Annotated in this window: 20 protein-coding genes and 5 tRNA genes; 16 read left to right on the top strand and 9 right to left on the bottom strand. The window is 24.0% G+C overall.

Annotation, left to right across the window (positions count from 1 at the left end):
• The first annotated feature begins 228 nt into the window (after positions 1–228).
• The gene (der, locus tag AB4W46_RS02180; RefSeq protein WP_367678510.1) at positions 229–1,608 is read left to right on the top strand and encodes a ribosome biogenesis GTPase Der; all 1,380 of its coding nucleotides are present in this window, start codon (positions 229–231) and stop codon (positions 1,606–1,608) included.
• 32 nt (positions 1,609–1,640) lie between these two features.
• Here the strand turns inward: der and fdx are convergent, their stop codons facing one another.
• The 3 genes from fdx to AB4W46_RS02165 all read right to left on the bottom strand — a co-directional run bounded on the left by fdx (position 1,641) and on the right by AB4W46_RS02165 (position 3,697).
• Positions 1,641–1,952, bottom strand: a complete 312-nt coding sequence (gene fdx / locus AB4W46_RS02175; protein ID WP_367678509.1) for an ISC system 2Fe-2S type ferredoxin — start codon at positions 1,950–1,952, stop codon at positions 1,641–1,643.
• A 104-nt stretch (positions 1,953–2,056) separates the two neighbouring features.
• Positions 2,057–2,443, bottom strand: coding sequence for a Fe-S cluster assembly scaffold IscU (gene iscU, locus AB4W46_RS02170; RefSeq protein WP_367678508.1), 387 nt, complete (start codon positions 2,441–2,443; stop codon positions 2,057–2,059).
• Positions 2,444–2,482: 39 nt separating this feature from the next.
• Positions 2,483–3,697, bottom strand: a complete 1,215-nt coding sequence (locus tag AB4W46_RS02165; RefSeq protein WP_367678507.1) for an IscS subfamily cysteine desulfurase — start codon at positions 3,695–3,697, stop codon at positions 2,483–2,485.
• A 235-nt stretch (positions 3,698–3,932) separates the two neighbouring features.
• Between AB4W46_RS02165 and AB4W46_RS02160 the strand changes: the two genes are divergently transcribed.
• From AB4W46_RS02160 to AB4W46_RS02125, 8 genes are all read left to right on the top strand, one after another.
• Positions 3,933–4,006, top strand: a tRNA-Trp gene (locus AB4W46_RS02160).
• A 58-nt stretch (positions 4,007–4,064) separates the two neighbouring features.
• Positions 4,065–5,924, top strand: a complete 1,860-nt coding sequence (ilvD, locus tag AB4W46_RS02155) for a dihydroxy-acid dehydratase (RefSeq protein ID WP_367678506.1) — start codon at positions 4,065–4,067, stop codon at positions 5,922–5,924.
• A 66-nt stretch (positions 5,925–5,990) separates the two neighbouring features.
• Positions 5,991–7,469: a ketol-acid reductoisomerase gene (gene ilvC / locus AB4W46_RS02150; RefSeq protein ID WP_367678505.1), complete on the top strand. Its 1,479-nt coding sequence runs from the start codon at positions 5,991–5,993 to the stop codon at positions 7,467–7,469.
• 1,438 nt (positions 7,470–8,907) lie between these two features.
• A complete protein-coding gene (gene trxA / locus AB4W46_RS02145) occupies positions 8,908–9,243 on the top strand; it encodes a thioredoxin (protein ID WP_367678504.1) in 336 nt (111 codons plus the stop codon).
• A gap of 190 nt (positions 9,244–9,433) precedes the next feature.
• On the top strand, positions 9,434–10,693 hold the full coding sequence (rho, locus tag AB4W46_RS02140) for a transcription termination factor Rho (RefSeq protein WP_367678503.1): 1,260 nt from the start codon (positions 9,434–9,436) through the stop codon (positions 10,691–10,693).
• Between the two features lie 108 nt (positions 10,694–10,801).
• A tRNA-Arg gene (locus AB4W46_RS02135) sits at positions 10,802–10,875 on the top strand.
• 82 nt (positions 10,876–10,957) lie between these two features.
• A tRNA-His gene (locus AB4W46_RS02130) sits at positions 10,958–11,030 on the top strand.
• Between the two features lie 39 nt (positions 11,031–11,069).
• Positions 11,070–11,143 (top strand) — tRNA-Pro (locus AB4W46_RS02125).
• 36 nt (positions 11,144–11,179) lie between these two features.
• Here AB4W46_RS02125 and cyaY read toward each other — a convergent pair.
• On the bottom strand, positions 11,180–11,503 hold the full coding sequence (cyaY, locus tag AB4W46_RS02120) for an iron donor protein CyaY (RefSeq protein ID WP_367678502.1): 324 nt from the start codon (positions 11,501–11,503) through the stop codon (positions 11,180–11,182).
• A 101-nt stretch (positions 11,504–11,604) separates the two neighbouring features.
• Between cyaY and dapF the strand changes: the two genes are divergently transcribed.
• Both dapF and AB4W46_RS02110 read left to right on the top strand, forming a co-directional pair.
• Positions 11,605–12,465: a diaminopimelate epimerase gene (gene dapF, locus AB4W46_RS02115; protein WP_367678501.1), complete on the top strand. Its 861-nt coding sequence runs from the start codon at positions 11,605–11,607 to the stop codon at positions 12,463–12,465.
• A 66-nt stretch (positions 12,466–12,531) separates the two neighbouring features.
• Entirely contained in the window at positions 12,532–13,788 is a 1,257-nt protein-coding gene (locus AB4W46_RS02110) for an MFS transporter (protein WP_367678500.1), read from the top strand.
• Positions 13,789–13,916: 128 nt separating this feature from the next.
• Here the strand turns inward: AB4W46_RS02110 and AB4W46_RS02105 are convergent, their stop codons facing one another.
• A complete protein-coding gene (locus AB4W46_RS02105; RefSeq protein ID WP_367678499.1) occupies positions 13,917–14,669 on the bottom strand; it encodes a class I SAM-dependent methyltransferase in 753 nt (250 codons plus the stop codon).
• A 181-nt stretch (positions 14,670–14,850) separates the two neighbouring features.
• Between AB4W46_RS02105 and AB4W46_RS02100 the strand changes: the two genes are divergently transcribed.
• Positions 14,851–16,146 (top strand): hypothetical protein, encoded by a 1,296-nt coding sequence (locus AB4W46_RS02100; protein WP_367678498.1) that lies wholly within the window; start codon positions 14,851–14,853, stop codon positions 16,144–16,146.
• A 134-nt stretch (positions 16,147–16,280) separates the two neighbouring features.
• Positions 16,281–17,216 (top strand): elongation factor P--(R)-beta-lysine ligase, encoded by a 936-nt coding sequence (epmA, locus tag AB4W46_RS02095; protein WP_367678497.1) that lies wholly within the window; start codon positions 16,281–16,283, stop codon positions 17,214–17,216.
• A gap of 10 nt (positions 17,217–17,226) precedes the next feature.
• On the opposite strand, the gene AB4W46_RS02090 is transcribed toward epmA, so the two are convergent.
• From AB4W46_RS02090 to hslV, 3 genes are read right to left on the bottom strand one after another with little or no spacing between them, the layout of a single operon-like run.
• Positions 17,227–17,976: an FAD-binding oxidoreductase gene (locus tag AB4W46_RS02090; RefSeq protein ID WP_367678496.1), complete on the bottom strand. Its 750-nt coding sequence runs from the start codon at positions 17,974–17,976 to the stop codon at positions 17,227–17,229.
• Positions 17,977–18,025: 49 nt separating this feature from the next.
• Positions 18,026–19,348 (bottom strand): ATP-dependent protease ATPase subunit HslU, encoded by a 1,323-nt coding sequence (gene hslU, locus AB4W46_RS02085; RefSeq protein ID WP_367678495.1) that lies wholly within the window; start codon positions 19,346–19,348, stop codon positions 18,026–18,028.
• 12 nt (positions 19,349–19,360) lie between these two features.
• A complete protein-coding gene (gene hslV / locus AB4W46_RS02080) occupies positions 19,361–19,891 on the bottom strand; it encodes an ATP-dependent protease subunit HslV (RefSeq protein WP_367678494.1) in 531 nt (176 codons plus the stop codon).
• A 184-nt stretch (positions 19,892–20,075) separates the two neighbouring features.
• Here hslV and rpmE point away from each other — a divergent pair, with 184 nt between their 5' ends.
• Entirely contained in the window at positions 20,076–20,276 is a 201-nt protein-coding gene (rpmE, locus tag AB4W46_RS02075) for a 50S ribosomal protein L31 (protein ID WP_367678493.1), read from the top strand.
• 18 nt (positions 20,277–20,294) lie between these two features.
• Here the strand turns inward: rpmE and AB4W46_RS02070 are convergent.
• Positions 20,295–20,367: transfer RNA gene (locus AB4W46_RS02070), tRNA-Gly, on the bottom strand.
• Between the two features lie 414 nt (positions 20,368–20,781).
• Here AB4W46_RS02070 and pgi point away from each other — a divergent pair.
• Together pgi and miaA are read left to right on the top strand one after the other, a co-directional pair.
• Positions 20,782–22,431, top strand: coding sequence for a glucose-6-phosphate isomerase (pgi, locus tag AB4W46_RS02065; protein ID WP_367678492.1), 1,650 nt, complete (start codon positions 20,782–20,784; stop codon positions 22,429–22,431).
• 77 nt (positions 22,432–22,508) lie between these two features.
• Positions 22,509–23,411 (top strand): tRNA (adenosine(37)-N6)-dimethylallyltransferase MiaA, encoded by a 903-nt coding sequence (miaA, locus tag AB4W46_RS02060; protein WP_367678491.1) that lies wholly within the window; start codon positions 22,509–22,511, stop codon positions 23,409–23,411.
• Positions 23,412–23,436: the final 25 nt, after the last annotated feature.

The raw sequence follows: 23,436 nt of genomic DNA, 5'->3' as shown, positions 1-23,436 counted from the left end.
TAATATATTATTTCCCAATATGATTTTTATTTTAATGGAATTTAACTTTGAATTATTAGTTTATAAGTTTATTTATTTACATTCAATTCTTTAGTTGATATGTATTATATATTTTTATTTTCCTTTTTTTATTATTTATTTTTTTAATGTATTTGTTTTTTATATAAAATTAAATTTTTTTTTTAATTATATATAATGTTATTTTTAATATCAAATGAATTTTATAATATGACTATTACAGTTGTACTTATCGGACAAACTAACGTTGGAAAATCTACTTTATTTAATCAATTAACTAATAAAAATTCTGCTTTAGTTCATAATTATTCAAATTTTACTGTAGATCGTAAATATGGAGTAATAAAATTTGATGACTTCGATGTTAATATTATCGATACTTCTGGAATAAATGATTTAAAAAGCCACAAAGAACCATTAGAAATTCAAATTTTTAATCAAATCATGTATTCAATAGAAGAATCTAATATTGTATTTTTTGTTTTAAATATTCAAGATATGGTGTCTAATTCTCAAAAAGATCTCATTAATTATCTTAAAAAAAAATCAAAAAAGATTTTTTTAGTTATCAATAAAATTGATACTATTAAAAATTATGAATCTTTTTTTTACGATTATTATTGTTTAAATGTTAAAGATGTATTTTTTATATCTTCTTTAAAAAATATTGGGATCAGTGATTTAAAAGAAAAACTACGATTATGGTTAATTTTTAAATATAAAAATTTGTATAATTATTCTTTAAATTATCTTAATAAAAATAGTTTTATTTATAAATATAAAAGTATTAAATATGATTCAGTTATTGCTATCGTTGGAAAACCTAATGTAGGAAAATCAACTTTATTAAATACACTGTTAAATAAAAATCGAGTTGTAACATCTGATACATCTGGCACTACTCGTGATAGTATTTCTGAAACTTTAATGATGAAAAAAAAGAGATTCATAATTATTGACACTGCTGGTATAAAAAATAAAAATAAAAATCTTACACAATCACTACCAATATTACAAACTTTACAATCTATTTCATATGCACAAATTGTGGTTGTAATGGTTGATGTGAAACAAGGATTAACTAAGCAAGATTTATGGATTTTTAATACTGTACTGAGTTCTGGAAAACGATTATTAGTTTTAATGAATAAATCTGAGAATTTAACTCTTAAACAAAAAATACATATTAAAAATTTTTTGTTGTCTAAGTATACAATATTTCAATTTATTGATATTCATTTTATTTCTGCTTTATATAAAAAAAATATTAAAAAAATATTTTTCTTTTTATATAAATTATGTAAATGTTTCAATAAACCTATAAAAACATCACAGTTGATTAAAATTATGAATCATGCAGTTTGTCAAAATTCACCACAATTTTTTCAAGGTAAAGAAATAAAGTTAAAATATGCACATTTCGGAGGATATTATCCTCCTACCATTGTTATACATGGAAAAAGAGTACTGAATCTTTCAAATAGTTACCGAAAATATTTAATGAGTTTTTTTCAAAAAAATTTATATATTAAAGGTATAAAAATAAATATAATTTTTAAAAATATTTCTAATGATAAAATTAAAAAATAGTGATTTATTGAAATTTTTTAATGATATTAAAATTATGGTATTTCAACTTCAATGTTTTTTTCTAAACTAATGATTTTAGCTTGACAAGATAATCTACTGTAATATTCAACGTTATAAGCCTTATCTAAAACATCATCTTCTTTTTCAGTAATTTTAGATAATGAATCATATCCTTTACGAATAATGCAATGACATGTGCTGCATGCACATGATTTTTCACATGCATGTTGCATATTGATTTTGTTTTTTAGAGCAATATCTAAAATTGTTTCCCCAATATTTATTGAAAATTTTGCTCCTTTAGGAATTAAAATTTTATGAGGTAAAAAGATTATTTTGCACATTGAATTATTTTCCTTGATGTAGTATTTTAAAAGAAATATTTTATACAAATTTTATATTTTTATATTTCAACATGTATAATTTAAATTCATCAAGATTATAAGAATTATTTATTTTTTTTATTTTTGTAATCACGAATTGCAGCTTTAATTGCGTCTTCTGCTAAAATTGAACAATGAATTTTTACTGGAGGTAATTGCAATTCTTTTGCAATAGTAGTGTTTTTTATTTTTTCTGCTTCATCAATTGATTTTCCTTTAATCCATTCTGTAATTAATGAACTTGATGCGATTGCAGAACCGCAACCGTATGTTTTAAAACACGCGTCTTCAATAATTCCATTTTCATTAACTTTAATTTGTAATTTCATAACATCACCACAAGCTGGTGCTCCTACCAATCCACTACCAATTTTTTTTGATTTTGTATTTTTAAAAGAACCAGCATTACGAGGATTTTCATAATGATCAATTACTTTTTTACTATACGTCATAAATTTTCCTTTTTTAAATTATAAAAAATTTTAAAAACATTAGTTAGATTGCCATTTTACTTTTTCCATATCGATTCCAGATTTAAACATTTCCCACAGTGGTGATAAGTCACGTAATTTTTTAATTGCTTGATGTATCATTGTAATTGTATATTCAATTTCTTCTTTTGTAGTAAATTTACCAATTGAAAATCTAATCGAACTATGTGCAAGTTCATCTTTTAATCCTAATGCACGTAATACATATGATGGTTCTAAACTAGAAGATGTACAAGCTGATCCTGAAGAAACAGCTAAATTTTTTAATCCCATAATCAATGATTCTCCTTCAACAAAATTGAAACTGACATTTAAAATATGTGGTGCACTATGATTTAAATTAGTATTTAAATATATTTCTTCAATATTTTTAATTCCGTTCCATAACATATTTCTTAAATTTTCAATATATTTTGATTCATGAAACATATTATTTTTAGCAATATGACATGCTTCTCCCATTCCTACAATTTGGTGAACTGGTAAAGTTCCGGATCTCATTCCTCGTTCATGACTACCTCCATGAATTTGTGCTGTTAACCGAACTCTTGGTCTTCTTTTTACGTATAATACTCCTATACCTTTAGGTCCGTATATTTTATGTGCAGAAAATGACATTAAATCAATATGAGTTTTTTTAAGGTCGATAGGAATTTTTCCAACTCCTTGAGTTGCATCAACGTGTAAAAAAATTTTTTTTAAACGGCAAATCTTTGATATTTCTTGAATATCCTGCATTGTTCCTGTTTCATTATTGACATACATGATTGAAACTAGTATTGTATTTTCATGGATGTTTTTTAAAATATTATTTATTTTAATTCTTCCACATTGATCAGGGTTGACGTATGTAACAGAATAATTATTTTGTTCAAGATATCTACATGTATCTAGTACTGATTTATGTTCAATACTGCTAGTAATAATATGATTACCCTTATTTTTATAAAAATCACTACATCCTTTAATTGCTAAGTTGTTGGATTCAGTGGCTCCGGATGTAAATATTATTTCTCTTGAATCAGCGTTAATTAATTGAGCTATTTTTTCTCTTGATTTATTCACTATATCTTCTGACGACCAACCGAATTGATGTGATCTGGATGATGAATTTCCAAATATTCCATTGATGGTTAAATATTTCATCATTTTTTTCATAATTTCTTCATCTACTGGAGTTGTTGCTGCATAGTCTAAATAAATTGGAAATTTCATAATTTTTTCCTTCGGTAATAACTTTTGAATAAAATATATTGTAAATGTAGTTTATGAATACAGTATAAATTTTAATTTTTATGTATTTAATATAAAATTTATGGATTCTATTATAAAATTATTTTTGAGTTTCTGTATCTGTTTATGAATTTATGTTAAATGGATATTTTTAATAAATTTTTATGCATTTGATAGTGGACTAAATTTTATTTAATACGTATAATATGAAAGTATTAGGGATGTAACTCAATTTGGTAGAGTATCGGTCTCCAAAACCGAAAGTTGTGGGTTCAATTCCCTCCATCCCTGAAATAATATGAATTTAATGTAATGGTTTTATTTTTAATTCACATGATTGAGATTAAATATGCCGATATATCGTTCTAAAACCAGTACTAGTGGTAGAAATATGGCAGGAGCAAGAGCATTATGGAGAGCTACAGGAATGCAAGATAGTGATTTTAAAAAACCTATTATTGCTGTAGTAAATTCTTTTGTTCAATTTGTTCCTGGACACATACATTTACACCATGTAGGAAAATTGGTGGCAGAAGAAATTAATAATAGTGGTGGTGTTGCAAAAGAATTTAATACTATTGCGATTGATGATGGTATTGCAATGGGTCATTCGGGTATGTTATATTCTTTACCATCAAGAGAATTAATTGCAGATTCTGTTGAATATATGATTAATGCACATTGTGTAGATTCTATGATTTGCATTTCGAATTGTGATAAAATTACTCCAGGTATGTTTATGGCAGCATTAAGATTAAATATACCAACTGTATTTGTATCCGGTGGTCCCATGGAAGCTGGTAAAGTGAATTATTTAGATCAAGTAAAAAAAATTAATCTTGTTGATGCAATCGCTAATAGTGCTAATCCAAATGTTTCTGAAAAAATTGTAAATAATATTGAAAAATTTGCATGCCCGACATGTGGTTCGTGTTCAGGAATGTTTACTGCTAATTCTATGAATTGTTTAATAGAAGCGATGGGTTTAGCGCTACCAGGAAATGGTACTTTATTAGCAACGCATGTTGATAGAAAAAAATTGTTTATTAAATCAGCAAAGGCAATTGTTCAGTTAACAAAACGATATTATGATGGTAACGATGATTCTGCTTTACCTCGTAATATTGCAAATAAGAATGCATTTGAAAACTCTATGCGTTTAGATATTGCTATGGGTGGTTCAACTAATACAATACTACATTTATTAGCTGCTGCTCAAGAAGGTGAAATTAATTTCACTATGAGTGATATTGATCTTTTATCAAAAACAACACCTCATTTATGTAAAGTTGCTCCTAGTACAGATTTATACCATATGGAAGACGTTCATCGTGCTGGTGGAGTGATGGGTATTTTAGGAGAATTAAATAGAGTAAAATTAATACATGGTTTTGTCAAAAATATTTTAAATATTACATTAAATGATACATTAAGAAAATTTGACATCATAGAAACAAAAGATATTGAAGTTATTCGTATGTTTTGTGCTGGACCTATGGGTGTTAGAACAGTAAAACCGTATTCACAAGATTTTAGATGGAATAATTTAGATAAAGATCGTGAATTTGGTTGTATTCGTTCAGAAAAGTTTTCTTTCAGCAAGGATGGTGGTTTGGCTGTTTTATATGGAAATTTAGCAAAAAATGGATGTATTGTTAAAACAGCTAGTTTAGATGAAGATCAAATGATTTTTAAAGGACCTGCTAAAGTTTATGAGAGTCAAGAGGATGCAGTAGAAGCAATATTGAGTAACCAGATTTTCATGGGAGATGTTTTGGTTATTCGATATGAAGGTCCAAAAGGTGGACCGGGTATGCAAGAAATGTTGTATCCAAGTACTTATTTAAAATCTATGGGAATAGATAAAACATGTGCTCTAATTACCGATGGTCGATTTTCTGGTGGAACTTCGGGTTTATCAATTGGTCATATTTCACCAGAGGCTGCTGATAAAGGTTTAATTGCTTTAATTAAAAATAATGATGTCATACATATTAATATTCCAAAAAGATTAATTTATGTAGATATTTCCGATGAAGAAATTAAAAAACGAATCATTTTAGAGAATAAATCCAAAAATCCGTATCATCCAAAAAATCGAATTCGTAAAGTTTCATTATCTTTAAAGTTGTATTCACTGTTTGCTACGAGCGCTGATCAAGGTGCAGTACGCAATAAAAATAAAATTCAAAATTTAATGTATAAATAATATGATATATTTTAAAGTTATATTTAATTATGTGTTTTTTAATATTACACTATAGGAACATTTTACATGACCAAGAATTATTTTAATCAATTGAATTTTCGAAACCAAGTAATTCAATTAAAAAAATGTAAATTTTTAGATCGATCAGAATTTAAAGGTATAATAGATATTCTAAAAAAAAAACAAGTGGTAATTATTGGTTGTGGTTCTCAAGGTCTGAATCAAGGTTTAAATATGCGTGATTCAGGACTAAATATAGCATTTGCTTTAAAAAAAGACAGCATTAAAAATAAAAATAAATCATGGGTAAATGCAACTCATAATGGTTTTAAAGTTGATGATTACGATAAATTAATACCTAAAGCTGATTTAGTAATTAACTTAACTCCAGATAAACAACATTCAAATGTTATTAGAAAAATTCAACCATTGATGAAAAAAGGATCGGTGTTGGGTTATTCTCATGGTTTTAATATTGTAGAAATGGGTGAGAAGATTCGTGAAGATATTACTGTAATTATGGTAGCTCCAAAATGTCCGGGTACTGAGGTAAGAAAAGAGTATCAAAGAGGATTTGGTGTTCCTTCTTTGATTGCTGTGCATTCTGAAAATGATATTTATAAAAAAGGTTATGATGTTGCGAAATGTTGGGCTTATTCTATTGGAAGTCATCGTGCTGGAGTATTAAAATCATCATTTATTGCTGAAGTAAAATCTGATTTAATGGGTGAGCAAACGATATTATGTGGTTTATTACAAACCAGTTCTGTAATTATTTATGATAAGTTAATTGATGACGGACATGAATCTGGTTTTGCATTGAATTTGTTAAAAAATGGATGGGAAGTTATTACTGAATCTTTGAAACATGGTGGAATTACTTTAATGTTGAATCGTGTTTCTAATTCTGCAAAGTTTCGTATTCATGAGTTATCAATACAATTAAAAAAAATATTAAAGCCACTATTTCAAAGGCATATGGATGATATTATTTCAGGTAAATTTTCTTCAGGTATGATGGAAGATTGGAAAAATAAGGATCGTAATTTATTAAAATGGAGATCAGAAATAAAAAATACAAATTTTGAAAATTCTTATGATTCTGATATTAAAATTTTTGAAAATGATTATTTTGAATATGGAACATTAATGGTTGCTATTTTAAAAGCAGGAGTTGAATTAGCTTTTGAAACCATGATATCTTCTGGTATTTCATCAGAATCTGCATATTATGAATCACTACATGAATTACCATTAATTGCAAATACTATATCTAGAAAACGTTTATATGAAATGAATCTTGTAATTTCTGATACTGCTGAATATGGTAGTTATTTATTTACGAAACGAGCTTTACCAATATTAGATATCTTTTTCAAAGATAATATTCTACGTGAAGATATTGGTGTATCTTATCCTAATACTAATATTAATAATATAGAATTGCAAAATATTAATGACGCTATTTATAATCATAAGATTGAAAATATTGGTAGAAAACTAAGAATTCATATGAAAAATATGAAAAGTATATTTATAAATTAAATATTATACTTTTATAAAATAAATATTATATGATTCAGTACAATTCAATTGTTGAATTTTAGATGAATACTGTTACAGAATAAGTACAGGATTCATAATCACATTATGAATGAAATGAATCATATAACACATGATATCATTAAATATAGAAGTTATTTTTTTTAATGATTATATTTTATAATTCTTATTATTTTGGTAAAATAATAAAAATATCTATCATATGAATTTAATTTTTATATGAATTAAAAATTTTAAACTTTTTATTTTTATAACATGAATTATTTTTTTTATGATATTTATAAAGTAATATATTAATAAAAATTTTATACATATTGATAATTATTTAAGTTTTTTATTTAAATTTTTAATATTTTATTTAAAAATATAATTATTGATATTTTAATATAATAATCTTTATTTTTATCTAGACATCATAAATATTATTATATAATTTTTTAATATTAAAAATTTAATTTTCATTTTTTGATTTTTATTTCATTATTCATTATGGATATCAATATTTCATTATTTGATTAGTATTTAAGAAATGAAAATATTATTAATTTATAAAATTATGATTTTTATTTTTATTAATATGAATGAGTTAATTTTTTAGAAATGATTATAAAATTTTTTATGTTTGTAAGATTATATTTTATTTTTATTTAGTGTTAGTTGGTTATGAAAATAGAATTGGATTTTAAAATTTTAATTTATAAAAATAAAAAATAGTATTTTAAATATTTTTTAAGATTTTTAAATATATGATTTTTATATTTTTTTAATATTTTTAAAATTTTTATTAGTAATATTCATGAAGATATTATGATTTTTAATAGATTTAAAATTAAAAAATATTATTCGAAATTATTTATTTTGAAAAATAATATTTTTGAAAAGGATGTATGATTTTAATTTTTGGTGCATGAAAATAATTAATTAATTTTTTATATTTTTAAATTAAATTCTTATTTTTCTCTAATGAATTTTTTAAAAACAATGAATAAGAAATTTAATTTTATATTTATATTAAAAATTATGAAATTCAATGATTTTAGATTTAATTTTTTATGAATGATCGATATCACAATTTATTAAACATTTGCAGATCATGTCAAATAATGTTCTGATGATATTTATAATTTTATAAATAATGATCTGTGAGAATCATTATTATTAGAATTTTTATAATCATTTTACTTATTTTTTTAAAAAATTTTAAATATTTTTTATTCATTTGATTTATTTTATTTTTTTAAATTATATAAAAATTTATTTTATTCATAAATCTAGAGTTTGTTTTTATGGTAATGCATTCGATATTTAACTCATATATTTCGGATTATATGAAACAGTATTCATTTTACTATTAAACAATATCATTGATTGGTTTTTTGATATTAAAATTATATTTTATGATTATGAGGAATACAATTTTATGAGTAATTATATTGTTAATGTAACTAATGTTAATTTTGATACGATAGTATTAAAAAATAAAAAACCATTAATATTAGATTTTTGGGCTGAATGGTGCAGTCCTTGTAAGATTTTTCTTCCAATTCTTGAAGAAATTTCTAAAGAATATAAAAATTCTTTACAAATTGCTAAAGTTAATGTAGATGACTGTAAGGAAATTACAGAAAAATATTCCATACAAAGCATACCAACAATATTATTTTTTAATAATAAAAAATTTATTTCTAGTCATTCTGGTGTTATTTCAATTCAAGAATTAAAAAAACTTTTACATTTACACTTTAATATTACATAATTCATGTGTTTTTAAGTACTATATAGCGATTTTAAAACCACTAGATATTTTTTTAATATCGTGTTAATATGATGATACAGATATCTATCATCTCCAAATATAAAATTATCCTTTATGTTTTTATTATACAAAATAACTGAAAAGATATTTTCCGAGTTATATTTTGGTTTTTATTAAAGAATTAACATTTATGAATCTCACTACACTGAAAAATATGTTAGTACCAGAATTGATTATCCTTGGTAATAAAATTGGTTTAGAAAATTTAGCTCGAATGAGGAAAAAAGATATTATTTTTACTATTCTGAAACAATATTCAAGAAGTGGAGAAAATATATTTGGAGATGGTGTATTAGAAATATTGCAAGATGGATTTGGTTTTTTACGTTCTTCGAGTAGTTCATATTTAGCAGGACCAGATGATATATATGTTTCACCAAGTCAAATTCGAAGATTTAATTTAAGAACTGGTGATACTATTTCAGGAAATATTAGGCCCCCAACATCTGGTGAAAAATATTTTTCTTTATTTAAAATGCATCAAATAAATTATGATAAACCCGAACACTCACGTGTTAAAATATTGTTTGAAAACTTAACTCCGTTGCATGCTAATTCACGACTGAGAATGGAAATAGGTAACGGATCCACCGAGGATTTAACAGCTCGAATATTAGATTTGTCATCCCCAATAGGTAGAGGACAACGTGGTTTGATTGTTGCTCCTCCTAAAGCCGGAAAAACAATGTTGTTGCAAAATATTGCACAAAGCATTGCTTATAATCACGCGGATTGTATTCTAATTGTATTATTAATTGATGAACGTCCTGAAGAAGTGACTGAGATGCAACGATCAGTAACAGGAGAAGTTATAGCGTCAACATTTGATGAGCCAGCGATTCGTCATATTCAAGTTTCTGAAATGGTTCTTGAGAAAGCAAAACGATTAGTAGAACATAAAAAAGATGTAATTATTCTTTTGGATTCTATTACTAGATTAGCAAGAGCATATAATATGGTTGTACCATCTTCTGGAAAAGTTTTAACAGGTGGGGTTGATTCTAACGCATTACATCGACCCAAACGTTTTTTTGGAGCGGCAAGAAATGTTGAAGAAGGTGGTAGTTTAACAATTATTGCAACAGCTTTAATTGATACAGGATCAAAAATGGATGAAGTAATTTATGAAGAATTTAAAGGAACTGGTAATATGGAACTTCCTTTGTCTAGAAAAATTGCTGAAAAACGTGTTTTTCCTGCAATTGATTATAATCGATCTGGTACTAGAAAAGAAGAATTATTAACTTCATCTGAAGAATTGAAAAAAATGTGGATTTTAAGAAAAATCATTCATCCGATGAATGAAATTGATGCTATGGAGTTTTTAATTAATAAATTATCGATGACAAAAACTAATTATGAATTTTTTAATATGATGAAAAGAGTATGAATATATTTTATGTTGTTTTTGTTAATGAATTATAATATACTATACTAATGATTATCATAATTTTTAAATTTTATATTTGTAATCATAATTATTATTTAAATTTATTCAGCGCTCGTAGCTCAGTTGGATAGAGCGCTACCCTCCGAAGGTAGAGGTCTCAGGTTCAAATCCTGTCGAGCGCAATTTTTTATACTTTTGGATTTAATATTGACGAAAAAACTAATTGATGTTAAAGTTATTAAATTATGATAAAAATTTTTTATGGTGACTATAGCTCAGTTGGTAGAGTCCTGGATTGTGGTTCCAGATGTCATGGGTTCGAGCCCCATTAGTCACCCAAATTTAACTTTTATTTTTATTTCATAATTTTCCAATTCGGCGAATAGCGCAGCTTGGTAGCGCAACTGGTTTGGGACCAGTAGGTCAGAGGTTCAAATCCTCTTTCGCCGAAGTGTATTTGATTTTTAAAAATTTATAATTTATATTTTAGAATTTTATTTTTATTTTTCCTTGCTTTAAAAAAGCATTTTCTAAAATTTTCCAAAATTGTAGTTTACTTCGACTACACAACCATTTTTTATTTATATAATTAAAATGATATCCATTTGTTTGTGTAGCTAACCAAATTTGTTGAAATGATTCTTGTTTACTAATGATAATTTTACTATTATCAATGAAATTAATTGTCATGATATTATAATTAATATCATAATCTATATCGTTTTCTTCTTGTTGTTTTTCTAATACCTGTTCTATTTTTAACAACATGGTATTAAATAATATTTGAAATTTTAAAATATTAAGTGCCATAATTTTTATTATTTATTTCATTAAAATTTATTATATTTTAAATATAATAAATTTATAAAAATAATTATTTTCATGATTTATTAATATTAAAATTATTGAATATGTGTGATAAAAAAAAAAAAATATCTTTTTCAAAGATGCACGGCTTAGGTAATGATTTTATTGTTTTTGATAAAATTAATCAAAATTTTTTATTAAATTCTAGTATTATTCAAAAAATATCGAATAGAAATACTGGTATTGGTTGTGATCAGGTATTGATAGTAGAAAAATCTAATAATATTAAATTTGACTTCTATTATCGTATTTTTAATTCAGATGGATCTGAAGCATCTCAATGTGGAAATGGAGCTAGATGTTTTGCTTATTTTGTTTATTTAAAAAAATTAACTCAAAAAAAATCAATAATTGTTAAGACTAAATATAATAGTCTTTTAATAAATATTATTGATAAAGATAATATTATTGTTAATATGGGAAAACCTTTATTTAATATAAATAATATTCCAAATTTTTCCATATCTAATTTTCAGATTCATGATATTAAAGTTGACAATAATATATTTTATTTTTCAGAAATATTTATTGGTAATCCACATTGTGTAATTTTAGTTAAAGATATTGATCATGCTCCAGTTGATACCGTTGGTAGTTTTTTAAATCAAAATAGTCGATTTAAAAATGGTGTGAATGTAAACTTTATGAAAATTATCTCATCTAATCATATTATGTTGCGTGTTTATGAAAGAGGTGTAGGTGAGACTCAAGCTTGTGGTAGTGGAGCATGTGCATCTGTTGTTAGTGGCATTATACAGAATGTTTTAAAAAAGGATGTTATAGTAGAGTTAATGGGTGGGGTATTAAAGATTTCTTGGGGTGGTTTTAATCATTCGGTATATATGAATGGTCCTGCAAAACATGTATATGATGGTTATATTAATTATAGTTTTTTATATTCGTGATTATTTTTTAATGTTATTATGTATAATATATTTATATATCATTAGTATAAAAAATGGAGTAAATTTGTGGTGGATTTTAAAAATCATAATAATGTAAAGTGTTCAAATGTAGTAATAAATTCTTTAAATCATGATAATAAAGAATATATTCATAAAGATACTATGAAATTTAAAAAAGTAATTTTTGCACTTTTTTCAGCTGGTTTAGCTACATTTTCAATTTTATATTGTGTTCAGCCTATTTTACCTACTTTTTCTAGTGAATTTCATTTAAGTCCAGCTCAAAGTAGCTTATCTTTGTCAGTTACAACAGCATCTATGGCAATAGGTATGCTATTTACTGGATCTTTATCAGATACATTTGGTCGAAAAATTGTTATGAGTTCTTCTTTGTTATTGGCAACTACATTTACTATTTTATGTTCTATGATGCATACTTGGTTAGAAATTATTACTGTTAGAATATTAACTGGTATAACATTAAGTGGTGTAGCTGCTGTAGCAATGACTTATTTGAGTGAAGAGATACACCCTAAAGTTCTTCCTTTTGCTATAGGATTATATATTAGTGGTAATACTATTGGTGGTTTTTCTGGTCGGTTTTTAAGTAGCGTTTTGGTGAATTATTTTTCTTGGGAAAAATCAATTTTAATTATTGGTTTATTGTCTTTAACTGGTTCGTTGTTATTTTTATTATTATTACCTTCATCGAATAATTTTAAGGGTATTTCTTTAAAACCGAGTAAAATTATGGAAAGTTTTGTTTTTCAATGGCGTGATGAAGTTTTATCTGTTTTATTTTTTATTGGTTTCATTTTAATGGGGAGTTTTGTAACGTTATTTAATTATGTTGGTTACAGGTTAATGATTCCTCCTTTTTCTTTGAATCAAGTTGTAATAGGATTATTATCTGTAGTATATTTAAGTGGAGCATATAGTTCACCAAAAGCTAGTGAATTCATTATCAGATATGGTCGTAAAAATGTTTTAATATGTTCATTATTAATGATGATTTTTGGAATTTTTATTACACAATGGAATTTTTTGTTTTTAATTATTTTAGGTTTAATGGTATTTTCTAGTGGTTTTTTTGCTGCTCATTCTATTTCAAGTAGTTGGATTGGATATCGATCCAAAGTTGCTAAGGGTCAGGCATCATCTTTATATTTATGTTGTTATTATCTTGGTTCGAGTATTCTTGGAACTTTAGGAGGATGCTTTTGGTCTCTTGGAAATTGGATAGGAATTTCTATTTTTATTGTTTGTATGTTATTTCTTGGGATAAAATCGATATATCAACTTAGAGTTCGTATTAACGAATAATTTATAAATAAAATATTATTTTTATTATGCAAATTTTTATATATTTTATAATGAAATTTTTTAATAATTTTTAATTTATATTATGTATCTAAAAAATGATAATACGATTTATTATATATAATTTTAAATTAAGATTTTAAATTTTTATGAATTAAATATACATCAAATCGATATTTTTTTGAATATATCATATAATTTGGTTTATTTTTAGATATGATTTTGAAGTTTTTTTTTCTTTTTACGACTATTCTATTTTTTGCAAAATTTTTACAAGCATTGAATAATAATTGAGTATCTGAATCTTTTTTTACTAAATTTTGGATTGTATTCATGTGTTTTTTAGGAAGTGATTTTTTTTTTTTTCTAGGAAACATTGGATCAAGATAAATGACATCTGGTTTTTGAAGATTTAGTGATTGAATATTAATAGATGAATGATTTATATGTTTCATTTTTTTTTTAATAATATTTCCAATGATTGGATCGTTATAGCTTCTTTTTAAACCGTCATATATTAAAATTGATAAAATAGGATTATTTTCTATCATAGTAATTGTACAACCATATGAAAACATCATGAATGAATCTTTTCCTAATCCTGCAGTAGCATCTATGACATTTAAAAAAGGTTTTTTTTTTATACCAATAGCTTTTATTATTTTTATTTTTGAATCATCTTGGTAAGATTTCATTTTTTTATGGTTAAAATCTATCCATATATTTTTTATATTTTTATTAGCGTTATTTTTTAATTCAATTCGGTGTTCGTGAATAATTAAAGAAAATTCAGTATGATAATTTTGTTGAATATTCCAGTTTTTTAGAAGAAACTCTTTATATTTTCCATTAGTATAATCAATAATATTAATTTTATATTTCATTATTATTTATATTAATATGTTGTAGTATAGATTTTATAGTTTATATTATTATATATATTTTATTTTTTTATTAATTTTTATTCATTGTATAAATAATTTTACTTGACGAAAAGTTACATTTCAAGTAAAAACTAATAATAATGATCCACTTAGACAAATTTACTAAAGGGAATAAAATAATATGTCAAATATTTTCCCTATTAACATGAAAAATGTGATATTAAATAAAATTAATCAAGATGGTATTTTTTACCCAGTAGAAATTTGTGTAAAAAAATACAATAAAAGTGGTATATTAGATAAAATAAAGAATGAAAAATTAACGAAAATACGTCAAAATAATAATGAAGTTTTATTATCACAATTGAATGATATTAATAAAATAAAAAATAAAATATTAAATTCATATAATATTAACAATTCTGTAGAAACATTAATGGAAGATACTTTAAAAAATAAAGTATCATTTAAAAATTTTGAAGGTGACATTTTATCTGATCTTCCTTTTTTTAATTCTTCTAATGATCTTAAAAATAAAAATTATTCTGTTTTTTTTAAACATTATATAGAAGATTATTTTTCTGCAATTCCAAAAAGTATTGGTCATTTTTTTGCATATAGTTTTTTTAATTCTATTCATAATATTAAATCTAATTTTAATGGTTCTAGATTAATTAATTCTTCTATTCAAACAGGAAAATTTGTAAAAAATATTTTATATTGTAATGAAACAATAAAAGATTTCATTGAAAATAAAATTTGTAGTCCAATATTAAATTCATCATTTTTAGATTTCTTTAAAAAGAATAAGGTGATGACATTTATAAAAAATAATATGATGGATTTTTTAAATAACCCTGAAAGTAATAGTTGTTTTTATGATATTAATCAGTATCCGTTAAAAAATTTTAAATTTAATAATTGTATATCAGATATTAATGAAATGAATGAATCATTTAAAATGAATCGAATTTATTGGCTTCCATTAAATTCTATGAATCAGTTAAATAGTACAAAATGTTTGAGTAAAAAAATTTTCGATGAAGCTAAAAAAAGTATTAATATATGTGATGAAAATGATTTTTTACCTTCTGAAATTGTTATTGATAATTATCCTTTGTCAAATATTTCTCATAAAAATACTGAAATTCATTTTAAAAAATTAGTTCCAGATGTTTTCTTAAGAAATTTAGTTAAAGTGTGTTTTAAAAAAAATTTAACAGATCTTCCATGTTTAGAAATTTTTTACAATACTAAAGAAATGTCAAAATTTAATCCTGAAAAATCGATCATATCGTATGTTATTAAAAATCTAAAAAATAATAAACTTAAATTAATTGTCACATATTTAGGTAAATTAACTAGAATTGAAAAAGAAAATGTTACTATAAATTATACACATTTTGGAGCTAGAACATCAGTAATTTTGTCAACAAATGAATTACCAAAAATTGCATATTTTAATTTTATAAAGTAATTTTTAATACTATTTACGCATCTCTATAATCTATACTATATATAGGTATCATATAAAATTTTTAGAATTATTTATATTAATATATAAAAATATTATAATGTCCATATAGTATGAGATGCAATTTTAAAAAAAATATGATTTTATTCTATCGTTCTAAAATTATTGCACGGATACGTGATTTCTTTTCTGAAAGAAATATTTTAGAGGTTGATACACCTTCATTAATAAAATATACGGTAACGGATATAAATATTTTACCTTTTAAAGTATTAGGTAAAAATAAAATGGATGGCGTTAATTTTTGGTTAAGTACGAGTCCAGAATATCATATGAAGCGTTTGTTATCTTCCGATATTGGTGCAATTTATCAAATATGTCGGGTTTTTAGAGATGAAGAAATTGGTCAATATCATAATTCTGAATTCACCATGTTAGAATGGTATCAACCATTTTATAATATGTTTGATATGATGGAAATTATTGAATTGTTATTTGATAAAGTTTTTAATATTAGTGTTTTTGATCGAGAATCTTATCAAAATATATTTATAAAATATTTTTGTGTTGATCCTTTTCATACCGATATTAAGGAGTTAAATTTAATTTTAAAAAAAATTAATTGTAGTAATTTTTGTAATTCAAATAATACTATTACTGAGATATTGAATTTGATTTTTGTTTTTGGAATTGAACCATATCTCGGTAAATTACGTCCAATATCGGTTTATAATTATCCTTCGAATCAAGCATTATTATCAAAAATTAATGATGATGACCATCGTATTTGTGAAAGATTTGAGATATTTTTTCAAGGAATAGAATTAGGAAATGCATTTTGTGAATTAATTAATGCTAATGAACAAAATAAACGATTTAATTTAGAAAACAGAATTAGAAAAAAAAATGGATTACCACAACAATGTATTGATTTTCGTTTGATAAAAGCTTTAAAAAAAAAATATATGCCTAATTGTTCTGGTGTTTCTTTAGGTTTAGATAGAATAATAATGATTATGTTGAAAGAAAAAAATATAAAAAATATTCTATCTTTTTCTTTTAAAGATTGTTAATTTTTTATTATTACCAATAATTTTCACTACTAATATGACCAGGTGATCTTCTTAAGTGTTTTTTTAAATTTCGATGTTTTATTAAAAAATCTTGAGTATCTTTTACCATACCTGGGTTTCCACATAACATTACATGTGAATTGTTATGGTTAATTTTAAAACCTATTTTTTTTTCTAGTATTTCTTTTTTTAATAAGTTTGGAATTCTTCCGTTTAAAGAATTCTTATTTTTTTCTTGACTAGTAATAGTTTGAATGATAATTTTTTTATTGTATTTTTTTTTTATATTTTTTATTAATTCTAAATATATGCATTCATTAATATATTTTACTGCATATACTATGATTATTCTTTTAAAATTATCTAACTTTTTTCCATCCTGTAATATTGAACAAAATGGGCCAATAGCAGTTCCAGTAGCAAACATCCAAAGATTTTCACATCTTGGAATTTCATGAATGGTAAAAAATCCTGATGATGTTTTAGAAATTAAGATTGTATTTCCAGGAGTTAATTGATATAATTTGTTCGTCATGATTCCTTTTGGAATTAACGCAATACAAAATTCTAGGTTTGGGTTTTTTGGTGCATTAATATAAGAATATACTCTTTTAATATTTTTTTCTTTGTTAATTTTAACGGAGAATTTTGTAAATTGTCCTGCTTCAAATTTAGAAATTGGAGCATTTAAAATTAAAGTAAATAGTTTTTCTGTCCATCTTTTTACTTTAATTACTGTAGCTTTAACCCATATTGTCATATAAAAACCTTTTTAAGTAAATATTATTTTTCATTTTTATACATAAAATTTATAATATAAACCGGTTTAAATCTTCATTATATATTAATTGATCCAAATGTTTACTAACATATTCAGAATTTATGTTAATAATTTTATCTTGTAACTCATTAGCTTTAAAAGAAATATCTTCCATTAAACGTTCCAGTACAGTATATAATCTTCTTGCTCCAATATTTTCCATAGTTTGATTTATTTTCCATGAAGCTTCTGCAATTTTATGTATTCCATCATTTGTAAATTTTATTTTTACCCCTTCTGTTTTCATTAATTCAATATATTGTTTTACAAGGGATATTTTTGGTTCTGTTAATATTTTTTCAAAGTCATTAATATTTAATGAATGCAATTGTACTCTAATTGGTAATCTACCTTGTAGTTCAGGGATGAGATCTTTTGGAGAAGATATTTGAAATGCTCCGGATGTAATGAATAAAATGTGATCCGTGTTTACCATTCCATATTTTGTAGATACTGTACAACCTTCTATTAATGGTAATAGATCTCTTTGAACACCTTCTCTTGATACATCAAGTCCAGATGTTCCTTGTTTTTTACAAATTTTATCCAATTCATCAATAAATACTATTCCATTTTGTTCTACAGATTGTATTGCTTCTTTTTTAATTTCTTCAATATTTAATAATTTTGATGCTTCTTCTTCACATAATATTTGTAATGCTTCTTTTACTTTTAATCTTTTTTTTGTTTTTTTATTTTGATTTAGATTTTGAAAAAGTAATTGTAGTTGATTTGTTAGTTCTTCCATTCCTGGTGGAGCCATAATTTCAATTCCCATAGACTGGTTTATAACATGAATTTCAATTTCTTTATCATCTAATTTTCCAGATTTTAGTTGTTTATGAAACATTTGTATTGTTGTATTTGGTTTTTTTGAGGTGTTATCGGTATCTTGTATTGTAGGAACTAAAATTTCTAAAATTCTTTTTTCGGCGATTTTTTTTGCCGTATTTTTATTTTTTTTTATTTTTTTCATTCGAATAATTTTTATAGCTATTTCGGTTAAATCACGAATAATAGAGTCGACTTCTTTTCCAACATATCCAACTTCGGTAAATTTTGTTGCTTCAACTTTAATAAATGGAGCATTAGCTAATTTTGCTAATCTGCGTGAAATTTCTGTTTTCCCTACTCCTGTTGGACCGATCATTAAAATATTTTTTGGGGTAATTTCTTTTCGAAATTCTCGATTTAATTTCATTCTTCTCCATCGATTACGTAATGCCACAGCTACTGCTCGCTTTGCTTTGTCTTGACCTATAATGAATTTGTCTAATTCTTGTACAATTTCTTTAGGAGTTATGATTGACATAAAATAATCCTTTTATTTTTCTGAGTGTAGTTCTTTAATAGTAAAAATATGATTAGTGTATATACAAATATCAGCAGCAATATTTAATGATTTTTCAACAATACTTCGTGCTTCTAGATTTGAATTTTGCAATAGTGCATAAGCAGATGCTTGAGCATATGGACCTCCTGAACCAATAGCAATAATGTCGTTTTCTGGCTGTATGACATCACCATTACCTGTTATTATGAGTGAAATATTTTTATCAGCTACTGCTAGTATTGCTTCTAATTTTTTTAATATTCGGTCATTTCTCCATTCTTTTGCAAGTTCTATTGCTGACTTTTTTAATTGTCCTTGATACATTTCGAGTTTTTTTTCAAATAATTCAAATAAAGAAAATGCATCTGCTGTTCCTCCGGCAAATCCTGAAATGACTTTATTATTATATAAAGATCGTACTTTATTCACGTTTTTTTTAATAATTGTATTTCCAAACGTTGCTTGACCATCTCCACCAATTACTACTTTGTTATTTAATCGTATACTTAGGATTGTTGTCATAAATAAGTCTCTTATATATAATAGGTTTTATTTAACCATATTTTATAATTTGCATATTATACAATATTAACATGTTAATATTTTTAAATATTATATGTTATCATGGTATATTAATTGATATTTATAATATTTAATTTTTAATGTAAAATATTATTGGTGATTTTAATAATATGAGGATTTTAGTATGAAAAATAATATTCATCCAGTATATAATAAAATTTCTTTTCATTGTTCATGTGGTAATACTTTTGAAGTATGTTCCACTTTAAAAAAAAATACTGTTAATATTGATATATGTTCACAATGTCATCCTTTTTATACTGGAAAACAAAGAGTTGTCAGTAAAGGTGGACGTATTGAACAATTTAATAAAAAATTTTTATAATTAATATTTTTATATTTGAGCGGGAAACGAGGTTCGAACTCGTGACCTCAACCTTGGCAAGGTTGCGCTCTACCAACTGAGCTATTCCCGCAATTTATAAAAATTTTTTTAACTATAAATATAATATATACCATAATATAAATAAACTGCAAGTATTTCAGTAATTTTTTTATGGTTTTAATTTGTATTTTTGTTTAATTTTATTACATATTTTATATATATTTCGATTTATGAATCATTTTACATAATTTGAGACATTTGTCACGATTATTTATTTATTGGATTTTTTTAAAATTTTTTATTATTGATACGAGTACTATTTTATAAATAGTTATATTTATTCTTAAGTTTTGTATTATAATGCTTTCAATTTAAGTTTTTGATTATATAAATTACATTCAGTTTTATAATTTAATGTTAAATAAAATTTTAAAATTCTATATTAGTTTTTTATTTTTTTATATTAATCATTTAATTTTCACATATTTAGAGGTGAAATGAATTTATGAAAAGCATTGTCCCTATCCATACAAGATCATGGAAAAAATTAGAACAACATTTCCATGATATTAAACATCTACATTTGGTAAATTTATTTGAAAATGATACTAATCGTTTTAAAAATTTTTCTTTTATTTTTAAGAAAAATTTATTATTAGATTTTTCAAAAAATCGTATTACACATCAAACAATAAAGTTATTGTTAAATTTAGTTCAGGAAATGAATTTATCAAATGAAATTCAATCCATGTTTTCTGGAAAACATATTAATATTACTGAAAATCGACCTGTTTTGCATGTTGCGTTAAGAAATCGATCTAATACTCCGATTTTTGTAAATGGTTTAGATATTATGATAGAAGTGAATTTAATTTTGAAAAAAATGAAAGAATTTTCTAATAAAGTTATTCAAGGGATATGGAAAGGTTATTCTGGTAAGAATATTACTCATGTTGTTAATGTAGGAATTGGAGGTTCTCATTTGGGACCAAAAATGGTTGTGGAAGCTTTAAAACCATATCATAATCATTTAAAAGTTTCTTTTGTTTCAAATATTGATAGTACAGAATTATTTAATGTATTGAAAACGTGTGATTATGAAACTACCATATTTTTAATTTCTTCAAAGACGTTTTCTACTGAAGAAACTATTACTAATTTTAAAACTTTAAAAAATAATTTTTTAAAACAATGTGGAGATCAAAACAGTATTCAACAGCATTTTTTTGCAATTACTGTGAATGAATCAGAAGCTATTAATTTAGGAATACCTAAAGATAATATTTTTAAGTTATGGGATTGGGTTGGAGGTAGATATTCAGTATGGTCTGCAATGGGATTATCAGTTGTATTAGTGATTGGTTTTAAAAATTTTTGTAAATTTTTACAAGGTGCTTATGATATGGATATTCATTTTAAAAATGAACCATTTGAAAAGAATCTTCCTATATTTTTAGCACTTATTGGTGTTTGGTATAATAACTTTTTTAATTCAGAAACAGAAGCAATTCTACCTTATGATCAATATTTAAAATATTTTCCATCATATGTTCAGCAAAGTAATATGGAATCTAATGGAAAAAATATCGATCGTAATGGTAATTTAGTATCATGGAATACTGGACCAATCATTTGGGGTGAAGTTGGTACAAATGGTCAACATTCATTTTATCAACTCATACACCAAGGGACTAGATTAATTCCATGTGATTTTATTACCTCTATTATATCTCATAATCCTTTGGAACAGCATCATAAAATTTTATTATCAAATTTTTTTGCTCAAACACATGCATTGGCTTTTGGTGAATATTTTTATAATAAAAATAGATTTTTATCGAAATCTAATTTTATTAATAAAGATATGGATTTTTTAAAAAAATTTAAATTTTTCAAAGGTAATCAACCCAGTAATACGTTATTATTTAAAAAAATGAATCCTTATTCATTAGGAATATTAATTTCATTATATGAACATAAAGTTTTTACTCAAGGAGTTATTTTTAATGTTTTTAGTTTTGATCAATGGGGAGTTGAACTTGGAAAAAATATTTCTAATAATATTTTAAAAAAGTTGTTATATAATGATTGTAATTTATGTTATGAATCTTCAACACAGGGATTAATTGATTTTTATAACTTTCATAATCAGTAACTGTATAATATGAATATAAAATTTAAATTGGTGTATTAATTTTTAATATGAGTAATAAAAAGTTCGTATTATTTTTAATGGGTCCGACTGCATCTGGGAAATCAAGTATAGCTATGCAATTAAGGAGTTATTTACCTATTGAATTAATTAGTGTAGATTCAGCTTTAATTTATACTGGCATGGATATTGGAACATCAAAACCAAATGCATCCGAATTAAAAAAACATCCTCATAAATTGATTGATATACGTGATCCATCAGATTTTTATTCGGTTTTAGATTTTAGAAATGATGCATTAAAAGCAATTGAAGAAATTTTTAATATGAATAAAATTCCATGTTTAGTTGGCGGAACCATGTTTTATTATCATGTTTTGCTAAATGGTATATCATATTTACCCAAATCAAATATTATATTACGTAATAAATTATTATGTTATAAGAACTTATATGATAATAATTTTTTACATCAGTTACTATCGTATTTAGACGTTCAAACATCATATAAGATTCATGTTAATGACACACAAAGACTTCTTCGAGCATTAGAAATATGCTTAATTACAGGAAAAAAAATGAATCAATTAAAAAATAAAAAATTTTTTAATTTTCCATATTCTGTAGTACAAATTGTAATTATAAAAAATCAATTCTGTTTGATGCGTAATATTGAACGTCGTATTTATTCTATGTTAAATAATGGTTTAGAATTGGAGGTTCGTCGTTTATTTGAAAGAGGTGATTTAAACCTTAATTTACCTTCAATGCGTTGTATTGGTTATCGTCAAATGTGGTTATATTTTTTAAATAAATTGAGTTATAATGAAATGATTCAAAAAATTATTACAGCAACATGGCAGTTATCGAAAAGACAAATGACATGGTTAAAACGTTGGAATAATCTTAATTTTATATATGATATGGATATTGAATCCTGTATTGATATTATATTAAAAATTATAAGTAAAAATAAATATTAATTAATTTTATTTTTTTCATCATACA

The sequence above is a fragment of the Buchnera aphidicola (Panaphis juglandis) genome (genome assembly GCF_964059065.1).
In the GTDB taxonomy this organism is placed as follows: Bacteria; Pseudomonadota; Gammaproteobacteria; order Enterobacterales; family Enterobacteriaceae; genus Buchnera_L; species Buchnera_L aphidicola_AM.
This window is presented reverse-complemented; position numbering and strand designations above follow the sequence as displayed.